We start from the raw sequence: 20,178 nt of genomic DNA on the forward strand, positions 1-20,178 counted from the left end.
CAATGACAGCGGCCGGCTGCTAACCGATCACGCCGACGGCGCGACCCGCGTCGCGGAACATGGAGAGGATCGTCTCGACCTGCGCGTCGGTATGTTCGGCGCACAGCGAACAGCGCAGCAGGAACGTGCCCGCAGGCGTCGCCGGCGGGCGCGCCATGTTCACGTACAGCCCGCCCTCGAGCAGCGACTGCCAGATCGCGATCGCCTGTTCCTGGTCGGTCAGGATGATCGCGATGATCGCCGAATCCGACGTCTCGGTGCCGAGCTTGAAGCCCATCGCCTTGAGGCCCGCATGCATCGCGCGTGCATTCTTCCAGAGCTGCGCGCGCTTGTCATGCGCGGTCATGAGCTTGCGGATCGACGTCGCGGCGGTGGCGACGACCGAGGGGGGAAGCGACGCGGTGAAGATGTACGGGCGGCAGGCGAAGCGGACCATCTCGAACTTCGGGTGGTTCGACACGACGAACCCGCCGACCGTCCCGACCGATTTCGAGAAGGTGCCGACGACGAAATCGACCTGGTCGGTCAGCCCCATCTCCTCGTACACGCCGCGGCCATTGGGGCCGAAAAAGCCCATCGAATGCGCCTCGTCGACCAGCACCATGCAACCATGCTTCTTGGCGACCGCAACCATCTCCTTGAGCGGGGCGATGTCGCCGAGCATCGAATAGACGCCTTCGAGCACCACCAGCTTGCCGGCTTCCTTGGGCAGGCGGCCGAGCCGCTTGTCGAGATCGGCGACGTCGTTGTGGCGGAAGCGGACGATCTCGGCATTGCCCTGCTTGCAGCCGTCATAGATCGACGCATGGCTGTCCGCGTCGAGGATGACGTACTCGCCCTTGCCGGCGAGCGTCGAGATGATCCCGAGATTGGCCATGTAGCCGGTCGAGAACACGATCGCGCCGCTCATGTCGTAGAACTCGCGCAGTGCCTGCTCGACGTCGATATGATCGTGGAACGTGCCGTTGAGCATCCGGCTGCCATTGGTGCCCGACCCGAATTTCTCGAGCGCGTCCTTGCCCGCCTGGATGACGTCGGGGTCGAACGTCATGCCCATATAGTTGTAGGTGCCGAGCAGGATCGTGTCCTTGCCGCGGATCACCGCCTCGGTCGGCGACTTGACCTCGTCCATCACGATCGTGAACGGATTGCGCACGCCGGACTGCACCAGCGCCTCGCGTTCGGCGATCAGGCCATCGAACTTGCTCATCAGATCGCGTTCGGGCGCGACCTCGGGGGGATCGACGGGGAGGGCGTGGGCGGTAGTGGCGGCTTCGGTCATGTTCGGTTCCAGATCAGGACGGTATCGCCCCTTGCCATTCGCCCTGAGCGAAGTCGAAGGGCCTGTGTCTCATGTGCTTCGACTACGCTCAGCACGAACGGGATATTTTTGGTTAGTCCTGCTTCAACTTCGCGACGGCATCGACCAGCTGGCCGACGGTTTCGATCTCGGCCTGCATGTTCATCGTGATGATGATGTCGAATTCATCCTCGATCGCGGCGACGAAATCCATGACGGTCAGGCTGTCCCATTCGAGATCGCCCTGGAAGGTGGTCGCATCGCTCAGCGCGACGCCCTTCTTGTTGAACGGCTCGATCTGCGCGGTGACGGTGTCGTAGATCTGCTGACGGTCGCTCATGCTCTTCCTTCCGGGTGTCGACGCAATCCTGACAGCGAATTGCGGCGGCTTTTCGGCGCTATAGCAGCCCCGCCGCGCGATACCACGCCGCGGTTTGCGCCAGGGCCTGCGGGGTCGGGACCGCGGGCGTCCAGAGCGTAGCCGGCGGCGGCGTGTGCGAGACCCAGTCGGGATGGCAGAAATAGCGGACCCGGTCGCGCGTCAGCTTGGCCTTGCCGCGCCGGACGAAACGGTCGGCGGCGGACGCCAGCGACAGGACGACGCGCGGCATCGATAGCGGCCTCACCGGTTTCCCGACCGCGACGCCGATCGCGCGCGCGAAGTCGCGATTGTCCCAGCCCTTTGGCGTGCCATCGTCGGGTTCCATGATCGCCGGCGCGACCGGGATCTCGGCCAGCGCGAGCAGCAGCGCGGTCAGATCCTCGACATAGAGCAGCGAGACGCGCGTGCCGGCAGGGGGCATCGGCACATATCCCGACCGCGCCGCCTTGAACACGTCGAGCAGGTCGTGATCGCGCGGGCCGAAGATCGCGGGCGGGCGGACGATCGTCCAGTCGAGCCCCGACGCGGCAACGCACGTCTCCGCCTCGGCCTTCGACCAGCCATAGTTGGACAGTGCCGGCGCTCGCGCCGCCAGCGACGAGACCTGGACGAAGCGGCGAATACCCGCCGACCGCGTCGCATCGACGATCGCCTGAGTGCCGGCGATATTGCCCTCGGCAAAGCCCGCGCGATCCGCGGCGTTGACCACGCCGGCGACGTGGATGACCACGTCCGCGCCCTTGACCAGCGTCGCCAGGCTCTTCGGGCGATCGAGCGCGCCTTCGATCCAGGTCACGCCGATGCGCTTGGCCTGTGGCTTGCGGGCGAGCGCGCGGATCGTGTGTCCCGTCTCCAGCGCATGGTCGATCAGGTGGCTGCCGACGAACCCGGTACCGCCGGTGATGGCCAGGATCATGACGGCTCGCTCCAGATCGACGGTTGCGCGGCAGTCATACGAGCGCCAGATGATTGCGATGGACGAGCGCCGAGCGCGGCGCATAGCCGAGGATCGCGGCGTGATCGTCGCTATGGCGGCCGAGCAGACGCGCGGTGTCCGCCGCGTCATATTCGGCGAGGCCGCGCGCAACGATGCCGGCCGGCCCCTCGATCGTCACCAGATCGCCGCGCACGAAGCCCCCGTCGAGCCCCGTCGCACCCGCGGCCAGCAGGCTGCGTCCCTGGCCGAGCGCGGCGGCGGCGCCGGCGTCGACATGGATCGTGCCCTTCGCGGTCAGCCCGCCCGCCAGCCAGGCTTTCCGCGCGGATGCGGTGCGTTCGGCGCTGAAGATCGTGTGGCGGGCAGGGGTGGAGAGCGGATGGTCGATTCGGCCCGAGGCGATCACGAGTGGAATGCCCGCCGCCGTGGCGATTCGCGCGGCGGCGATCTTCGATGCCATGCCGCCCGATCCCATTCCGGACCCCGACCCGTCGTCCGCCATCGCGGCGACCGTGTCGATCCGCGGGACATCGGCGATGTGGGTGGCCGAAGGGTCGACATGCGGATTGGCGGTATAGAGTCCGTCTACGTCGGAGAGCAGGATCACACCCTGCGCGCCCGCGGCCTGCGCGACCCGCGCCGCGAGCCGGTCATTGTCGCCGAAGCGGATTTCGGCGGTCGCGACGCTGTCATTCTCGTTGATCACCGGCACGACGCCGAGCGACAGGAGCCGGTTGAGCGTCGCGGCGGCGTTGAGATAGCGGCGGCGGTCCTCGAGATCGTCGAGCGTCACCAGCATCTGCGCCGCGTTCAGCCCCTGCGCGGCGAGCAGTTCGGCCCAGACCTGGCTGAGCGCGATCTGCCCGGTGGCGGCGGCCGCCTGCGCGTCCTCGAGACTCGCGCGGCCGCCCTTGGCCAGGCCAAGTCGCCGCGCACCGAGCGCGATCGCTCCGGACGACACGATCGCGACCTGTTGCCCGGCACGCGTCCGCGTTGCGACGTCGGCGACGAGCCCGGCGAGCCAGTCGCGCCGGACACTGCCGTCGGGATCGACGAGCAGTGCCGAACCGATCTTCACGATCAGGCGGGGGCAGGAGGACGGCGGAAACATCATTGGTCGACCCCGTAGGTCCTCCCCGTAGGTCGTCATAGCCTGCAACACCCTATCGTCATTCCCGCGGAGGCGGGAACCCATATTGGCTGGCCTCACCACCGAATCGCATATCCCTGAGGCTATGGATCCCCGCCTGCGCGGGGATGACGATGGCGTACATGATCGGGCTACGGAGCGGTTTTGAACGCTACAGCGGCGACCATGCGACCGGCTCTTCGCCCTCCGCCAGGTCCTTCGGCGCGCCCGGTGCCGGGCCGATCTCGCCGATCAGCTTGTCGAGCACCGCCTCCACGCCGGCACCACTCGCGCCGGACATCGCCATCACCTCGGCACCGCTGGCCTCGGCCAGTTCGGCCGACAGCGCCGCGATCAGCTCGGCGTCGAGCATGTCGGTCTTGTTCAGCGCGACGATCACCTTCTTGTCGGTCAGCCCCTCGCCGTAATTGGCCAGTTCGTCGCGGACGATCCGGTAGGATTCGCCGACATCCGCATCGTTCGCGTCGACCAGATGCAGCAGCACGCGGCACCGTTCGATATGCCCGAGGAACCGGTCGCCGATGCCTGCGCCCTCGGCCGCACCCTGGATCAGCCCGGGAATATCCGCGACGACGAATTCGCGCTGCTTGTGGCGGACCACGCCCAGCTGCGGCCGGGTGGTGGTGAAGGCATATTCGCCGACCTTGGCCTGCGCGTTGGTGACCTGGTTGATGAAGGTCGACTTGCCCGCATTCGGCAGGCCGACGAGACCCGCATCGGCGAGCAGCTTCAGTCGCAGCCAGACCCAGGCCTCGCCGAACGGCCAGCCGGTGCCGTGCTGGCGCGGGGCGCGGTTGGTCGACGTCTTGTAGCTGGCGTTGCCACGGCCGCCATCGCCGCCGCGGAACAGCACTTCGCGCTGGCCGACCTGCGTGAAGTCGATCAGCACCTCTTCCTTGTCCTCCGACAGCACCTGCGTGCCGAGCGGAACGCGGATCACGAGGTCCTCGCCGCCCGCGCCGGTGCGGTTCGAGCCCGAGCCGCCCGAGCCGCGCGGGGCACGGAAATGTTGCGTGTAGCGAAAGTCGATCAGCGTGTTCAGGCCGGCGATGCATTCGAACACGATGTCGCCGCCCTTGCCGCCATTGCCGCCATCGGGGCCGCCATATTCAATGAATTTCTCGCGGCGGAAGCTGACGGCACCGGGGCCGCCCTCACCCGAACGTACGTAGATCTTGGCTTGGTCTAGAAAATGCATCGCCGCCCCATAGCGAAATTGGCGAAAATCGCCAGCCTCTGCGACTCGGGCCCTGGTCGGCGTTGCTCAGGCCGACGGGCAGGCGGCGGCGTCCTTGCTCGCGAGCAGCGCGTCGAGTGCGAGTTCGCGCGCCCTGGTCGCGGGCAGGCCGAGCGCGCGGGCCATCGGCGCGCCCATCAACGCGTCGCCCAGCGCCATCAGGACCAGCGTCAGCGTCTGGTCCTGGATCGGTTGGTCGCCGGGCATGTCGCCCTCGGCAAGTTCGTCGACCAGATCGTGGATCGCGGTGAGAATCGGGTCGAGCGCGTCGGTGTTGCCCGACAGGATCATCCAGCTCGCCAGCGCGCCCGCGCCGCCCTTGCCGAATGCGTCGAACGTCATCTCGACCACTTCGCGCGGATCCAGCTCGCCCGCGCGCACGCGCAGCACTGCGGCGCCGATCGTGCCGACGATGTCCGCCGCCATCCGCGTGATCAGCGCCGTCTGCAGCGCCTCGGCCGAGCCGAAATGGTGGAGCAGATTGGCGTGCGTCCGCCCGATCCGGCCTGCAACCGCCTTCAACGTGACCGCGCCGGGACCGCTTTCGACGAGCAGCGCGCGCGCGGCCTCGACGGCGGCATCACGCGATTCGGTCGGGGAGAGGCGCTTGCGGGGTGTTGACGTCACGAAATGAAAAACCTACTTACAACTGTGTCAGTAATGACAATTTGTCTCTGTTTGGAGGTTTCCGTGGCGAAAGCAACCACACCCGTCGATCTGACGATCACACCGCGCGATCGTCGTTTTGGCCGGGGCTCGCCGATTCGCCGGTGGTGGCTGAACGACGATCCGATCGCGACGGCCTTTTACAACGCCTTGTCGGTCACCTTCCCCAAGGGCGAGGGCTATTTCGTCGACAGCGTTCGCCGGTTTCGCGACGGTACGCCGCCCAAGCTGACGGCCGAGATCAACGCGTTCATCAAGCAGGAGGTGATCCACACCCGCGAGCATGTCGCGTTCAACCGCCACGTCACCGACCAGGGGTATGACGTCGCGCCGCTGATCGCCGATGTCGACGCCGCGCTCGCGCTGACCAAGGGGCGCCCGCCGATCGCGAGCCTCGCCGCGACGACCGCGCTCGAGCATTTCACCGCGATGCTCGCGCATGAATTGATCGCGAACCCCCGGCACCTCGCCGGCGGCGACCAGCAGGCGGCGGCGCTGTGGCAATGGCACGCCGCCGAGGAGATCGAGCACAAGGGCGTCGCCTATGACACCTGGCTGCACGCGACGCGCGACTGGCCGCGGTTCACGCGCTGGCGGGTCAAGTCGCTGGTGATGCTGATCACCACCTGGCGCTTCTTCACGGGGCGGGCGCGCGGCATGACAGAACTGCTGCGGCAGGACGGGCTGACGGGCCCGCGGATCTGGGCGCGGATGGCATGGTATGCGTTCGGCAATCCGGGGATGGCGCGCAAGATCGCGGGCGTCTGGGCGGCCTATTTCCTGCCCGGCTTCCATCCCTGGAAACACGACGACCGCGCGCTCATCGCGCTGGCCGAAAGCGATTATGAGGCGGCGGTGCTGCCGGTCGAGAGGCGGGCGGCGGTGGCCTGAGCTACGGTTGCGGCCACTCTTCTGCCGCGTTCTCCCGCGAAGGCGGGAGCCCAGAGTCCCAAACGGCACCGCCCGCGACTCCTTGACCCCCGCCTTTGCGGGGAAACGGGGAGTAGGGCGAATCGTCGCCCAACATTTCACCCCGGCGGAGGCCGGGGCCCAGTTGGAAAGGTCGTAGTAACGACGCGATGACCGCAGTCAGCGACGTCCCCCAACTGGGCCCCGACCTTCGCCGGGGTGGTGCAATTTCAAGGTCGGGATGCGCGAATCACGCCGCCATCGGCATCGGCGCACATCGGTCCTCATCGAGCACCAGCTCGAACAGCACGGCCTGAGCCTCGCCGCCACGCCCGCGCGACGCCCGAGGTTCGACCCGCCCGGTCGGCCGGAAGCCGAGCTTGGCGAGCACGCGGCCGGACGCGGGATTGTCGACGAAATGGAACGCCTCGAGCCGCCGGAGCCCGAGCGCATGGCGGGCGATCGCGATCACCGCCTCGCCAGCCTCGGTCGCATAGCCGCGTCCCCAGGCATCGGGCGTCACCCAATAGCCGAGCTCATGGCCATACCCGTCCGGCGATGCATGGATATCGATGCCGCCAACCAGCCGCGGCGCACCAGGGTCGAGCGCCTCGATCAGGAAGCGCGGCTGATGCTCGCCGCGGGGCTGCGCCAGAAAGGCCGCCGCGTCGCCGAGTGAATAGGGCCAGGGTGCCCGCGTCAGCTTGGCGATCACGGCTTCGTGCCCGATCGCCTGCGTCAGCGCAGGCGCATCCTCGGGCCAGCCGGGCCGCAAGGTCAGTCTCTTCGTGCGCGCGAACATTGCTCTCTTCCTCTCGCGTCGTCGGCTGCGCGCATGCCACGTCAGGATGACGGGACGGCGACAGCCAAGGGGAGGGAGCAATAAAAAAGGGAGCCGGGGTGACCCGTCTCCCTTGTTCAGGTTCGCTTTCGCGACCCGGGTCACCCTGGTGGGCAACCCGGATGGTTACCCGATATTATTCGGCTGCAACTGCCATGTCGGCGGCATCATTCGCTGCCAGCTCGACCGAGCAGAACTTGCGACCAAGTTTGCCCTGGCTGAACACGACGCGGCCATCGACCAGCGCGAACAGCGTATGGTCCGTGCCAATGCCGACATTGGTGCCCGGATAGAACTTCGTCCCGCGCTGGCGCACGAGAATGTTGCCGGCAACGCATGCCTGGCCACCGAACTTCTTCACGCCGAGACGACGACCGGCTGAATCGCGACCGTTGCGCGAAGAGCCGCCTGCTTTCTTATGTGCCATCTGAAGCTACTCCTTATGCCTGAGCGGCCGGGGCGTCAGCCTCGGTCTGCTTGGCCGTCTGGCCGCCGACGGACACGATCTTCAGGATCGTGTGCTGCTGGCGATGGCCGTTCTTGCGACGATAGTTGTGACGACGACGCTTCTTGAAGACGATGACCTTGTCCGCCTTCGCCTGAGCGATGATCTCTGCAGCGACGGTGAAACCCTCGACCGAGCGCAGTTCCGAGCCTTCGCCCGCCAACAGCACATCACCCAGCGTCACCGACGCACCTGCATCGCCCTCGATCTTTTCGACGACGATCTTATCTCCGGCGGCGACGCGATACTGCTTGCCGCCCGTGCGCACGACTGCGAACATGGCCCTTGTCACTTTCCAAATACATGTGCCCCACGAACGCAGGGTCCGCCGGGAGAAGCCGGGGAGCTAAGCGAGGGGCGTGACGATGTCAACCAAGAAGGGCCGATGCGGGGGGCTAAAACATCGCAGGCCCTGGCAGACACCGCGTAAGGACGCTGTGCCCGACCCGGCGATCAGTGCCGGTGGACGGCGCGCAGCGTGTAGCGACCATTGGCAAAATCGGTGAACAATCCGGCGATGCCCGGATGATCGACCGGCTCGTCGCCCGCGTCGGATACCAGATTCTGCTGGCTGACATAGGCGACGTAGCTCGACTCGCGATTCTCGGCGAGCAGATGGTAGAAGGGCTGGTCCTTCTTCGGCCGCATCTGTTCGGGAATCGCCTCATACCATTCATCGGTATTGGCAAAGACCGGATCTACGTCGAACACGACCCCGCGGAAATCGAACAGGCGGTGCCGGACGATGTCGCCGATCGAGAAATTTGCATGGACGATCGGCGGGGCAACGACCTCGACCGACGCCGCCGGTGCCGGCTCGGACGAGAGGGCATCGGACGCGGCGATGTCAGGGGTGGCGGGGTCGATGGGGATGTCGTGGCGGGGCATGGCGACAATTTAAGCGCTGTTTCGCGACGCACAAGCCGGGCCGCTCGTGATTGCAAAAACCCTCTTGCACTGCGGCAAGGTCTGATTTAGAGGCCCGCCCTCGACCGATCGGAGGCGCTGCTCGCAGCACTTCGGATGACCTTGCGGAGAGGTGGCAGAGTGGTCGAACGTACCGCACTCGAAATGCGGCGTACCCGCGAGGGTACCGTGGGTTCGAATCCCACCCTCTCCGCCATTTACCTTGCGCCATGTGGGTCACAGAGACCCCTGGCCCCCGCGCCGGGGCCGCGCACTTCTCTATAGCTATCGTCCGATGATCCGCTGCTGTGGACAGCGCATTCATGTGCTCAGAGCAGTAGTCACGGGCGACGGTCAGGGAGGCGGTGCGTTGTCTCCCATGCCCGTCCCGGCCAAGGCCCCCTCCAGATCGAGACCGCGATGCGTACGTTCCTTCTGAACATCCTGCTGGCGGCCGGACTGGTGGCCCTGGCCGTCCTTTCGCGGTTCATGCTGCTCGACACCTATTCCCGCTGGCAGATCGCGGCGTTCTGGCTGTTGGCGGCGCTGCTCGAATGGGGTGTCAAACCGCGGATCGGTCTGAAGGCACGTTGGCTGACCGCGCTCGCCACCGCGATCGCGACGACGCTGGCGATCCTCGCCGTGCGCTGGTACGTCGAAGGCCTGTGCCCGCACACCTGGCCGCAATGCGCGTCCTATCCGTTCTGGCGTGTCGTCCTGCACCTGATCCAGCGTATGTAGACGCGCATCGGCAGGGGGCGTCCGCCGCCGCTAGGGTCCGCGTCCTGCGCGTCGACGTCGGCGAATAGCGGATCTGTTTAGCGGCCTAGCAGGCGGTCGAGATAGGCGTCCTTGTGCTTGGGGCCGAAACTGCCCTTTTTCGGCTCGATCTTGAACAGATACCGCTCGTTCCAGGCCGCGCCACCGCCCCACCAGGTCAAGCCGACGACCGTATCGGCATTGGTCTTGAGATAGGCGATCGCCGCTGCGCCTGCCGCCTCGCAGCTCGGCGGTATCGCCCCGGCGCGTCCGAACGCCGATTCGGTGATGATCCCCTTCAACCCGCGCGCTCGCAGCTCGGACGCGAAATTGTCATAGCCCGGTGCTGCCGTGCAGTTCGGCTGCGTCCCGCTTGAACCCTTGTCGAAGTAGCGGTGCCCGTTGACGATGGTGAGGCCGAGCCGGTCCTTCAGCCCACCCACGCGGTCGAGCGCTACCAGCGCGCTTTCGGACGGCTTGGCGGCGTCCTCGCGCTTGCGCAGCCGGAACGTGGCGGAGGACCCGGGATATTCCGGCGCGATGACATTGCGGATCCCCGCGGCGCGCAGGCCCGCGATGATCTGGTTGGTATCGCGCGCCCATTGATCCCAGTCGTTGGTCAGCACCGGGTCGTCGAAATGCTTCGGCTCGTTCATCGGGTCGATGATGATCCGGTCGGACCGCGGCATGCTCGCCATCAGCGACGTCCAGAACGCCACCTGTTCGGATACCGATGGCCAGCTATAGTCGTTACGATCGAGCACGACATAGGCGCCGCGGTCGAGCGCGGCGCGCGTCGCTGCCACCAATTTCCTGCGGATCGCCGGGTCCGCCATCTGCGGTCCCTTGAACGGCAGGCGGACCATCGTGAACCCCTTGTCGAGATAGGCGCGGACCGACGCCGGCGTCGGGCAGAGCGTACCGTCGGCGACAAAGCTGCACCCGGCAATGTTCACGCCGAAGACGGGGCCCCTGATACGGACTTTGGCGCTCGCGCTGGACCTGACGGGCGCGTTTGCCTTTTGAGGTGCGGGGGGCGGCTGCATGCGCTGCGGGGAGGGCACGGCCGAGGCCGGACAGCCCAGCCCGGCGGCGGCGATGGCAAGGCCGACAAGGCCGGCGGCGATCGATGGTCAGGTCATGACATGTACCTGGCGAATAAGGGTGAAAGCGAATCGGTCGCGCTTCGGATCCGCCTCCCTATCATCGAATGTCGGGATGCCTGGCGTCGATCAGGGGCCGCGGTCTGACGCCGCGAGGGCCGCGTCATCGCGGGGACCTGTCCCTGGACTGCTCTCATGCCTGGCAAAGCGCCGTCGAGATCCGCGCGCATCATGCCACCGAGCGCGATCGCCGCAGTGCGTCGCGTCATGTAGCAACGATAGGATTTGAAACTGGAGGCCCGACCGGGAATCGAACCCGGGTGCGAGGATTTGCAGTCCTCTACGTCACCACTCCGCCATCGGGCCTCGATGCGGAGCGCGCAAATGCGGGCTTTTGTGCGGCGGGTCAACCGGGCGATCGCGTTTGTGGGCTAAAATAGTCGTGGGGTGTGCCACGGCGGTGCGCCGCCGGGTGGGGGACGGCTTGCACGCCGGCGATGGATTGGGCACGATACGGTCCAATTCTGGCTTCATATGGAGTTTCTTTTGGACGTGATGCAGGTGTCCGGGGGAACGAACCGCGCAGGGCTGGCGCCCGATGTCTTCGCGATGCCCGCGGGGATGGCGATCCGATATGATCAGCCCTGCGACGCGCTCACCGACCTCATCACCGGCTACCATGTCTATCGCGCGACCGGTCCGGCCAGCATCGGCCAGGTCAACCGCTTCCTGCCGGGGACGGCCAATGTCCGGTTCGCGTTCGAGGCGGGACCGATCAGCGTGGCGATCGGCCGGCGGACGTTCGGGCCCCTTCCGGCGGCGACGCTGTACGGCCCGACGGGGACCGCGCTGAAGGCGACGACCAATGGCGGCATCATGATCGGGTTCGGGGTCAGCGCGCTGGCCTGGAGCCGGCTGTTCAACCGGTCGGCGGCGGAGTATCGTGACCGGATCGTGCCGCTTGCCGACGCGCTCGGGCCGGTCGCGACCCAGCGTCTGACGACGGCACTGCGGGCGGCCGAACGCGACGACCAGGTCGCGCCGATCCTCGATGCCATCCTGTGTGATCTGCTCGGGCCGCCGCATCGCGAATCCGCGACGATCCGTCAGCTTACCCGGCTGATCGGGCAGGACGGCGGCGATGACGTCGCTGCGGTCGCGGCCAAGCTGGCGATCAGCCCCGACACGCTGCGGCGACTGGCGGTGCGGCATTTCGGCTTCACCCCCAAGATGCTGCTGCGGCGCGCACGGTTCCTGCGCTCGTTCCTGCGCGTGTTCCGGACGCCCGGCGGCACCGATTATTCGGCGATCGACCCGAGCTATTTCGACGTGTCGCATTTCCTGCGCGACGCCGGCACGTTTCTCGGGATGACGCCGCGGCGGTTCATGGCGATGAGCACGCCGTTTCTCGACGCGAGCGTCCGCGCGCGCGCCGCGGTGCTCGGCGCGCCGACCCAGGCGCTGCAGGTTCCCGCCGAAACCAGCGAGCGGATCATCAGCGTGGTGCCCGCCCGCCGGGCGCCGAAGATCGATACCGCCCCCGATTCCACGCCCACGCCCGTCATCGACCCGGCGGAAATTCCCATGCCCGATCAGGGCGCGCCCGTGCTAGGCGCCTGAGCGAGGTGTTGCCGCATTCTGCGTGCGCCCTCGGCGTCCCGCCCGCGGCATTTCGGTGTCACACGGGCGGGCGGGGCGCCCTAGTCCCGGCATCCGGCCCCTGTGCCATTCCGACCTCTGTGCCGTTCCGAGCCGGGCTGTCTCGCGCGATTCGCGACAGGTCGCTTGGCGCGACGCTGGCGGCACGGTAGAGATTGACGCAAGCGAACAAGTGTATTGCGCAACTAAAACAGCTGTGCGACAGGATGGACCATGACGACGATCAGCCTCGATACGAACTCCACTACCCGCACGCGTGCGGCTGTCGGCACGTCCGACGGCGGTCCCGATTTCGCGGTCATGCGTCACGCCATGGTGGCCAGCCAGCTGCGCACCAACGCGGTCAGTGACCAGCGCGTCGTCGCGGCGATGGCGCGGGTGCCGCGCGAGGCGTTCGTGCCTGACGATGTCCGGTCGATCGCCTATCGCGACGCACCGATCCCGCTCGGCGGCGGTCGCTATGCCAACCTGCCGATGGCGACCGGCCGGTTGCTCACCGAGGCCTATCTGACCGCCACCGACCGGGTCCTGCTGATCGGCGCTGCGACGGGCTACACTGCCGCGGTTCTCGCCGAGATCGTCGGTACGGTGGTCGCGGTCGATAGCGATGCGTCCTTGCTTGGCACCGCGCGCGATGCGCTGGGCGCCACGCCGACGGTCGAACTGGTCGAGGGGCCGATGGCACAGGGCCATGCCGCGGGCGCGCCCTATGACGTGCTCGTCATCGACGGCGCGGTCGAGGTGATCCCCGACACGCTGGTGGCGCAGATCCGGTCGGGCGGCCGCATCGTCGCCGGGATCGCGGATCGCGGCGTGACCCGGCTCGCATCGGGACGAAAGACCGATGGCGGCTTTGCACTGGCGGCGTTCGTCGATGTCGAGTGCGTGACGCTGCCGGGTTTCGAAACACCCAAACCCTTCAAGTTCTGAGGCACATCATGCCGCGCGCCGCTCAAGTCCGCCGTCTGCTCTCAGGTGTTGCGCTGCTATACAGCGCTGCACCGGTCCATGCGGAGACGCTCCGCGAGGCGCTGGTCAAGGCCTATACGACCAACCCGACGATCACGGCGCAGCGCGCGACGCTGCGTGCGACCGACGAGAATGTCCCGATCGCGCGTGCCTCAGGGTTGCCCTCGGCGAATGCCACCGGCGATTACACCGAATTCGTCGTGACCGCGGCGAACAGCTTCATCGCCTTGCCGCGTCAGGTCGTGGCACGCGCGAACGTCTCCGTGCCGCTCTATCAGGGCGGGCAGGTGCGCAACTCGGTCGCCGCGGCCAAGACGCGGGTCGAGGCGGGCCGCGCGACGCTGCGCGGTACCGAGGCCGATCTGTTCACCAACGTCGTCGGCGCCTATATGGACGTGATCCGCGACGAGGCGATCGTCGGCCTGAACACGCAGAATGTTCGCGTGCTCGACATCAATCTCCAGGCCAGCCGCGACCGGTTCCAGGTCGGCGACCTGACCCGCACCGACGTCGCCCAGTCCGAGGCGCGGCTCGCGCTCGCGCGGGCGCAGCTCCAGTCGGCCGAGGCACAGCTTATCACCAGCCGGGAAAACTATATCCGCTTTGTCGGCACGCCCGCCGGCACGCTCGAAACGCCGCCGACGCTGCCGCATCTGCCCGACAGCCCCGCCCTGGCGGTGACGGTGGCGATCGACAATAATCCCGTGCTGATCGCGGCGGCGAAGGAACGCGACGCGACACGGTACGATGTCGGTGTCGCGCGGGCGAGCCGCCTGCCGCAGATCAGTGCGACCGGCGGCGCCAGCTACACCAACTATCTCGGATCGGCATCGACGACCGACGGCAGCATCAACACCTTTCCCAATGCGAACAAGGCGGTGCAGGCGGGCCTGTCGCTGACGATGCCGCTGTTCCAGGGCGGTCGTCCCGCCGCGCAGGTCCGCCAGGCCGAAGCGTTTCAAAGCCGCGCGATCGAGAATGTGACCGCAGCCGAGCGCAATGTGATTGCGCAGGCGCGCTCGGCCTATGCCGTCTGGCGTTCGTCGGAACAGGTGATCCAGTCGTCCGAGACCGCGGTCAACGCGAACAAGCTGAGCCTCGAGGGTGTCCGGGCGGAGAACAGCGTCGGGACACGCACGATCCTCGACATCCTCAACGCCGAGCAGGAGCTGCTCAACAGCCAGGTCACGCTCGTGACGGCGCGTCGCGACGCCTATGTCGCGGGCTTCGCGCTGCTGGCGGCAATGGGGCAGGCGGAAGCGCGCGACCTCGGGCTCGACGGCGGCGTGCTGTACGATCCGGTCGCCAATTACGACCGTGTCCACAAGAAGATCTGGGACTGGGGCGGTGATGGCGAGCCGGTGCCGGTCGCGACGCGTACCGTCCAGTCGCCCACGCAGGACGCGGCCGTACGTCGTGAACTTGACCCGTTGCTCGACAGCCCGGTTGACAGGAACCCGGCATTGACGACAGGTAAGGATGCGCCGAGCCGCCAATAGGGGCGCGTGGGGCGACGGGGTTTGGAATGGTCCGTATGGGGGATATCAGCGCGGAGCCGTCGATGGAGGAAATCCTCTCGTCGATCAAACGCATCATTGCCGAAGAAGGCGACGGCATGCCGAGCCGCCAGCGGCGCCACCAGCGGGCGATGCCCGCATCGGCGGCCACCGATTACGCGGCCGATTACGACGACGACGCGATCGACGACGATGAAATCCTCGAACTGAGCGACCCGATGCCGATGGTTGACCGCACCCCCCGCCCGCCGAAATCGCCGGTGCTGACCTCGGTCGACGCTGCGCCGGAACCACGCCAGGCGCCGCCGCGGAGCCAGCCCCAGCCTCATGTCGCACCCCATGTCGCGCCCACAGCCTCTCATGCGCCCCAGCAGCATGCCCCGCAGCCTGCAGAGGAGCCGGCCCAGCCGATCATGTCGCGCGAAACCGCGGCGGCGACGCGTGCGCCGCTCGAGGCGCTTACGCGGATGATGGTCAAGCCCGAAGGAAGCAGCGACGGCACGCTCGAGGGTCTGGTCCGCGAGATGCTGCGCCCGATGCTGCGCGAATGGATCGACGCGAACCTGCCCGACATGGTCGAGGACATGGTTGCGCGCGAGATCGCCAAGATCATGAACCAGCAGCCCTGACCGGGCCGGCCGCAGCGTTTCGCGCTGCGGCCTGTATCGGGACCTGGTCGGCCGGCGACGATCGGACGATGCTCACCGGGTCCCGGTTCAAACTACTGTAATGTCACGACGAGCGGAACCGTGACGGTTCCGCTATGGTTGTTGGCGAATGTCCGATCACAGTGTGTCCGCGCCTGAAATCCCCGCCCGTCTCGCCGCTCAAGGCGTCCGGGGCGATATCGCGCCGGCCGATGCCAGCAGCGACATCTTCTTCGCGGCGGTGCGGACCACGCGGATGCCAATGGTGGTGACCGACCCGCATCGTCCCGACAACCCGATCATCTTCTGCAACGACGCCTTCTCGTTCATGACCGGCTATTCGCAGGACGAGATCCTGGGCTATAATTGCCGCTTCCTGCAGGGCCCCGAGACCGACCGCACGGTCGTCGGCGAATTGCGCGCCGCGATCGCCAAGCGTGAAGAAGTCTCGGTCGAGATGCTCAACTATCGCAAGAACGGCTCGACCTTCTGGAATGCGCTCTACGTCTCGCCCGTCTTCGGCGATGACGGCGAACTGCGCTATTTCTTCGCGAGCCAGCTGGACATCTCGCGGCGCCGCGAGGCAGAAGAGGCGCTTCACGAGGCGCAGCGGATGGAGGCGGTCGGCAAGCTGACCGGGGGAATCGCGCACGACTTCAACAATCTGCTGCAGGTCATCCAGGGCTATGCCGACATCCTCGACGCGCGGATCGATGCGAGCGATCGATCCGCCCGGCGTGCGGTCGATGCGATTTCGACCTCGGCCTCGCGCGCGGCGACGCTCACCCAGCAACTGCTCGCCTTTGCGCGCAAACAGGAATTGCGCGACCGGTTGATGAACCTCAACCAGCTGCTGGGCGATTTCCGGCCAATTCTCGACCGCAGCATCGGCAGTGGGATCACGCTGAAGCGCGACCTGGCGACCGATCTGTGGAATTGCCGCGTCGATCCGGTGCAGGCCGAGATGGCGCTGCTCAACATCATCGCCAATGCCCGCGACGCGCTCGACGGCACGGGGGAGATCACGATCACGACGCGCAACGCCGTCCTTCCCGAAGATGGCGGTGTCGCGAGGCTGGAGCCCGGGGAATATGTCGTGCTGAGCATTCGCGACAACGGGCCGGGGATTGATCCCGGGACCGTCGACAAGATCTTCGAACCCTTCTTCACGACGAAGGAGATGGGCAAGGGCGCCGGGCTCGGCCTCGCAATGGTCTACGGCTTCGTGCGCCAGTCGGGCGGCCTCGCCACGGTGCGCAACCTCAGCGGGGGCGGTGCCGAATTCTCGCTCTATTTCCCGCGCGCGAGCGGCGCGGTCGAGCGCAAGACCGCGGGGCCGATCGCACCGCATGCGGGCGGCGCCGAGCGCGTGCTGATGGTCGAGGATCAGCGCGAAGTGGGCGAGCTGGGGCGGACGATCCTCGAGGATCTCGGCTATGACGTCGTCCTGGTCAACAGCGCGCGCGCCGCGCTGGACACGCTCCGTCAGGATTCCGAATTCCCCCTGCTGTTCACCGATATCCTGATGCCCGGCGGCATGAACGGCGTCACCCTGGCCCAGTCGGTGCGGCGCGACTATCCGCATACCGCGGTGTTGCTGACGACGGGCTTTGCCGATGAGGCGATCGACGAGGGCAGCCGGTCGTTCGAACTGATCCGCAAACCCTATCGGCGGAATGAGTTGAACGACCGCATCCGGGCGGTGCTCGACAAGCCGGGGGCGCGGACGTGAGGCTGGTCTAGCCCGGACACGCTCGCTAAGGCACGGGGTATGAGCGAGCTTCCCAAAACCTTCGACCCCGCCTCCATCGAATCGCGCTGGTATGCGCATTGGGAGGCCAGCGGCCAGTTCCGCCCCGACCGCCCAAACGCGGAACCCTGGACGATCGTCAACCCGCCGCCCAACGTCACTGGCAGCCTGCATATCGGCCATGCGCTCGACAACACGCTGCAGGACATCCTGACGCGGCACGCCCGCCTCAAGGGCAAGGACGCGCTCTGGGTGGTCGGCACCGATCACGCGGGTATCGCGACGCAGATGGTGGTCGAGCGCCAGATGGGCGCGATGACCCCGCCGCAGAAGCGCACCGACCTCTCGCGTGAGGACTTCATCGCCAAGGTCTGGGCGTGGAAGGAAGAGAGCGGCGGCGAGATCACGCAGCAGCTCCGCCGCTTGGGCTGCTCGATGGACTGGGCGAACGAACGCTTCACGATGGACGAGGGCTTTTCGAAGGCCGTCCTGAAAGTGTTCGTCGACCTGCACAAGCAGGGGCTGCTCTACCGCGACAAGCGCCTCGTGAACTGGGATCCAGGCCTCGGCACCGCGATCAGCGACCTTGAGGTCGAAACGCGCGAGATCAAGGGCAGCTTCTGGCACCTGCGCTATCCGCTCGCCGACGGATCGGGGTACATCGAGGTCGCGACGACGCGGCCCGAGACGATGCTCGCCGACATGGCGGTCGCGGTGAACGGCGCGGACGCGCGCTACACCGCGCTGATCGGCAAGCAGGTGAAGCTGCCGATCACCGGGCGGCTGATCCCGATCATCGCCGACGACCATGCGGATCCCGAGCTTGGATCGGGCGCGGTGAAGATCACGCCGGGGCATGACTTTAACGATTTCGAGGTCGGCAAGCGCGCCGGCATGGCTGCGGGCGCGATGCTCAACATGCTCGATGCCAAGGCGCGCGTCGTGCAGGTGTCCGACGGGCTGATTCCCGCCGAGCTGCTCGGGCTGACGACCGCGGAGGCGCGGAAAGCCGTCGTCGCGCAGCTGAAGGCCGAGGGCTTCCTGATCGCGCATGTCGACAAGGACGGCGCCGAGCACGACGCCGAGCCGCGCACGATCCAGACGCCGTACGGCGATCGCTCGGGCGTGGTGATCGAGCCGTGGCTGACCGACCAATGGTATGTCGACGCCAAGACGCTCGCACAGCCCGCGATTGAGGCGGTGCGCGTCGGCGCGATCGATATCGTGCCCAAGACCTGGGAGAAGACGTTCTTCAACTGGATGGAGAACATCCAGCCTTGGTGCGTGTCGCGCCAGCTCTGGTGGGGGCATCAGATCCCGGCATGGTTCGGGCCCGACGGTACGCCGTACGTGGCTGAAACCGAGGCCGAAGCGCAGGCGCTCGCTGGCGCGGGCGTCGCGTTGACGCGTGATCCCGACGTCCTCGACACGTGGTTCTCCTCCGCACTCTGGCCGTTCGCAACGCTAGGCTGGGACGGGTCCCAACCCCCGTTCGCCCTGAGCGAAGTCGAAGGGCAGGCCACGGGCGACACCTCTGCGACCGGTGCTTCGACTTCGCTCAGCACGAACGGAAATGGGGGGCATTCTCAATCCCAAACCCGGGGGCGTCCCGGATCGCAACTCGGCGGCCGCTATCCCAACGACGTGCTCATCTCCGGCTTCGACATCCTGTTCTTCTGGAACGCGCGGATGATGATGCAGGGGCTGCACTTCATGAAGGATGTGCCGTTCCGCACGCTCTACCTGCACGGTCTCGTCCGCGCGGCGGACGGCGCGAAGATGTCGAAGTCCAAGGGCAACGTCGTCAACCCGCTCGGGCTGATCGACCAGTATGGCGCCGACGCGCTGCGCTTCTTCATGGCGGCGATGGAAAGCCAGGGCCGCGACATCAAGATGGATGAGAAGCGGGTCGAGGGCTATCGCAACTTCGCGACCAAGCTGTGGAACGCCGCCCGGTTCGCGCAGGCCAACGGCATCGTCGCGAGCACCACGCTGGAGGCCCCGCGCGCGGAGCTCGCGGTCAACAAGTGGATCATCGCCGAGACGATCGCGACCGTGCAGCAGGTCGACCTCGCGCTCGCCGACTACCGCTTCGACGGCGCCGCCAACGCGATCTACCAGTTCGCGTGGAGCCGGTTCTGCGACTGGTATCTCGAACTCATCAAGCCGCAGATGGTCGATGACGTCCGCGGTCAGATCGACGACGAATCGAAGGCGGTCGCGGGCTGGGTGCTCGACCAGATTCTGGTGCTGCTGCATCCGTTCATGCCGTTCATCACCGAGGAACTGTGGCACGCGATGGGCCCGCGCGATCACGACCTGATCGTCGCGCAGTGGCCGATGGCGGATGCGCGCTCGCTCGATCCCGAGGCGAGCAGGGAGGTCGACTGGCTGATCCGACTCGTCGGCGAGATCCGCACCGCGCGCAACGAGCTGAACGTGCCGCCGGGTGCGCGGCTGCCGCTGCACGTTCGCGATGCGAATGCGGCGACGCTCGCACGGCTCGAACGCCAGGCCCCCGCGCTCGCACGCCTCGCGCGCGTCACGCATGCCGAGGGCGAAGCCACCGGCGGCGCGGCGCAGGTCGTGGTCGACGAGGCGACCTTCGTCCTGCCGCTCGAGGGCGTGATTGATCTCGACGCCGAACGTACCCGCCTGACCAAGGCGATCGCGGCGGCGGAGAAGGAGCGCGACGCGCTCGCAGGGAGGCTCGGCAATGCAAGCTTCGTCGAGCGCGCCAAGCCCGAAGCGGTCGAGAAGGCCAAGGCGGACCATGCCGACAAGGCCGCCGAAGCCGCGCGGCTGCAGGCGGCACTGGGACGGCTGGGCTGACCTGACCCCGTCCGATGTGCGGGACGGGGCCGGGGTGTGCGTACGCGTGCTGCGAGCATGCGGGGTCGGGGATGGTCCTGACCTCGCCTGCAAAGGGGAGGGGACCCGA

General features: G+C 67.1%; 19 protein-coding genes and 2 tRNA genes. 9 read left to right on the forward strand and 12 right to left on the reverse strand.

Annotated elements, in window-relative coordinates; genetic code table 11:
* Positions 1-19: 19 nt before the first annotated feature.
* From spt to ASE89_RS06525, 6 genes are all read right to left on the reverse strand, one after another.
* Positions 20-1,282 (reverse strand): serine palmitoyltransferase, encoded by a 1,263-nt coding sequence (gene spt, locus ASE89_RS06500; protein WP_056674936.1) that lies wholly within the window; start codon positions 1,280-1,282, stop codon positions 20-22.
* A gap of 112 nt (positions 1,283-1,394) precedes the next feature.
* Entirely contained in the window at positions 1,395-1,640 is a 246-nt protein-coding gene (locus tag ASE89_RS06505) for an acyl carrier protein (RefSeq protein WP_037527622.1), read from the reverse strand.
* 58 nt (positions 1,641-1,698) lie between these two features.
* Positions 1,699-2,598 (reverse strand): NAD-dependent epimerase/dehydratase family protein, encoded by a 900-nt coding sequence (locus tag ASE89_RS06510; RefSeq protein WP_056406452.1) that lies wholly within the window; start codon positions 2,596-2,598, stop codon positions 1,699-1,701.
* 34 nt (positions 2,599-2,632) lie between these two features.
* Positions 2,633-3,733, reverse strand: a complete 1,101-nt coding sequence (gene proB, locus ASE89_RS06515; protein WP_056674938.1) for a glutamate 5-kinase — start codon at positions 3,731-3,733, stop codon at positions 2,633-2,635.
* 187 nt (positions 3,734-3,920) lie between these two features.
* Complete coding sequence (obgE, locus tag ASE89_RS06520; RefSeq protein ID WP_037529084.1) at positions 3,921-4,967, reverse strand: GTPase ObgE; 1,047 nt, start codon at positions 4,965-4,967, stop codon at positions 3,921-3,923.
* 66 nt (positions 4,968-5,033) lie between these two features.
* Positions 5,034-5,633: a TetR/AcrR family transcriptional regulator gene (locus ASE89_RS06525; protein WP_031441339.1), complete on the reverse strand. Its 600-nt coding sequence runs from the start codon at positions 5,631-5,633 to the stop codon at positions 5,034-5,036.
* A gap of 33 nt (positions 5,634-5,666) precedes the next feature.
* On the opposite strand from ASE89_RS06525, the gene ASE89_RS06530 reads away from it, so the two are divergent.
* Entirely contained in the window at positions 5,667-6,563 is an 897-nt protein-coding gene (locus ASE89_RS06530) for a metal-dependent hydrolase (RefSeq protein WP_056674939.1), read from the forward strand.
* Between the two features lie 268 nt (positions 6,564-6,831).
* Here ASE89_RS06530 and ASE89_RS06535 read toward each other — a convergent pair whose 3' ends face one another.
* The 4 genes from ASE89_RS06535 to hspQ form a co-directional block, all read right to left on the reverse strand.
* Positions 6,832-7,383 (reverse strand): GNAT family N-acetyltransferase, encoded by a 552-nt coding sequence (locus tag ASE89_RS06535; RefSeq protein ID WP_192002973.1) that lies wholly within the window; start codon positions 7,381-7,383, stop codon positions 6,832-6,834.
* A 175-nt stretch (positions 7,384-7,558) separates the two neighbouring features.
* Positions 7,559-7,849, reverse strand: coding sequence for a 50S ribosomal protein L27 (rpmA, locus tag ASE89_RS06540; RefSeq protein WP_031393730.1), 291 nt, complete (start codon positions 7,847-7,849; stop codon positions 7,559-7,561).
* Between the two features lie 13 nt (positions 7,850-7,862).
* Positions 7,863-8,207 carry a 50S ribosomal protein L21 gene (rplU, locus tag ASE89_RS06545; protein ID WP_031393729.1) on the reverse strand — a complete coding sequence of 115 codons (345 nt, stop codon included), beginning with the start codon at positions 8,205-8,207 and terminating at the stop codon, positions 7,863-7,865.
* Positions 8,208-8,380: 173 nt separating this feature from the next.
* Positions 8,381-8,815 carry a heat shock protein HspQ gene (gene hspQ / locus ASE89_RS06550; RefSeq protein WP_082451252.1) on the reverse strand — a complete coding sequence of 145 codons (435 nt, stop codon included), beginning with the start codon at positions 8,813-8,815 and terminating at the stop codon, positions 8,381-8,383.
* Between the two features lie 145 nt (positions 8,816-8,960).
* On the opposite strand from hspQ, the gene ASE89_RS06555 reads away from it, so the two are divergent.
* Both ASE89_RS06555 and ASE89_RS06560 read left to right on the forward strand, forming a co-directional pair.
* A tRNA-Ser gene (locus tag ASE89_RS06555) sits at positions 8,961-9,050 on the forward strand.
* 203 nt (positions 9,051-9,253) lie between these two features.
* The gene (locus tag ASE89_RS06560; RefSeq protein ID WP_056674941.1) at positions 9,254-9,574 is read left to right on the forward strand and encodes a hypothetical protein; all 321 of its coding nucleotides are present in this window, start codon (positions 9,254-9,256) and stop codon (positions 9,572-9,574) included.
* Positions 9,575-9,651: 77 nt separating this feature from the next.
* Here the strand turns inward: ASE89_RS06560 and ASE89_RS06565 are convergent, their stop codons facing one another.
* Both ASE89_RS06565 and ASE89_RS06570 read right to left on the reverse strand, forming a co-directional pair.
* The gene (locus tag ASE89_RS06565; RefSeq protein ID WP_056674943.1) at positions 9,652-10,548 is read right to left on the reverse strand and encodes a cellulase family glycosylhydrolase; all 897 of its coding nucleotides are present in this window, start codon (positions 10,546-10,548) and stop codon (positions 9,652-9,654) included.
* Positions 10,549-10,987: 439 nt separating this feature from the next.
* Positions 10,988-11,061 (reverse strand) — tRNA-Cys (locus ASE89_RS06570).
* Between the two features lie 168 nt (positions 11,062-11,229).
* Here ASE89_RS06570 and ASE89_RS06575 point away from each other — a divergent pair.
* The 6 genes from ASE89_RS06575 (at position 11,230) to ASE89_RS06600 (ending at position 20,069) form a co-directional block, all read left to right on the forward strand.
* Positions 11,230-12,315: a helix-turn-helix domain-containing protein gene (locus ASE89_RS06575; RefSeq protein ID WP_056674944.1), complete on the forward strand. Its 1,086-nt coding sequence runs from the start codon at positions 11,230-11,232 to the stop codon at positions 12,313-12,315.
* Positions 12,316-12,654: 339 nt separating this feature from the next.
* Positions 12,655-13,284 carry a protein-L-isoaspartate O-methyltransferase family protein gene (locus tag ASE89_RS06580; RefSeq protein WP_056675471.1) on the forward strand — a complete coding sequence of 210 codons (630 nt, stop codon included), beginning with the start codon at positions 12,655-12,657 and terminating at the stop codon, positions 13,282-13,284.
* A gap of 8 nt (positions 13,285-13,292) precedes the next feature.
* The gene (locus tag ASE89_RS06585; protein WP_056674946.1) at positions 13,293-14,822 is read left to right on the forward strand and encodes a TolC family outer membrane protein; all 1,530 of its coding nucleotides are present in this window, start codon (positions 13,293-13,295) and stop codon (positions 14,820-14,822) included.
* Positions 14,823-14,857: 35 nt separating this feature from the next.
* A complete protein-coding gene (locus ASE89_RS06590; RefSeq protein ID WP_236559263.1) occupies positions 14,858-15,469 on the forward strand; it encodes a DUF2497 domain-containing protein in 612 nt (203 codons plus the stop codon).
* Between the two features lie 148 nt (positions 15,470-15,617).
* Positions 15,618-17,219 carry a histidine kinase famiy protein gene (locus ASE89_RS06595; protein ID WP_056674948.1) on the forward strand — a complete coding sequence of 534 codons (1,602 nt, stop codon included), beginning with the start codon at positions 15,618-15,620 and terminating at the stop codon, positions 17,217-17,219.
* A 39-nt stretch (positions 17,220-17,258) separates the two neighbouring features.
* On the forward strand, positions 17,259-20,069 hold the full coding sequence (locus tag ASE89_RS06600; RefSeq protein WP_056674950.1) for a valine--tRNA ligase: 2,811 nt from the start codon (positions 17,259-17,261) through the stop codon (positions 20,067-20,069).
* Positions 20,070-20,178 lie beyond the last annotated feature (109 nt).

The sequence above is a fragment of the Sphingomonas sp. Leaf30 genome (genome assembly GCF_001422525.1).
GTDB classification, from domain to species: domain Bacteria; phylum Pseudomonadota; class Alphaproteobacteria; order Sphingomonadales; family Sphingomonadaceae; genus Sphingomonas; species Sphingomonas aerolata.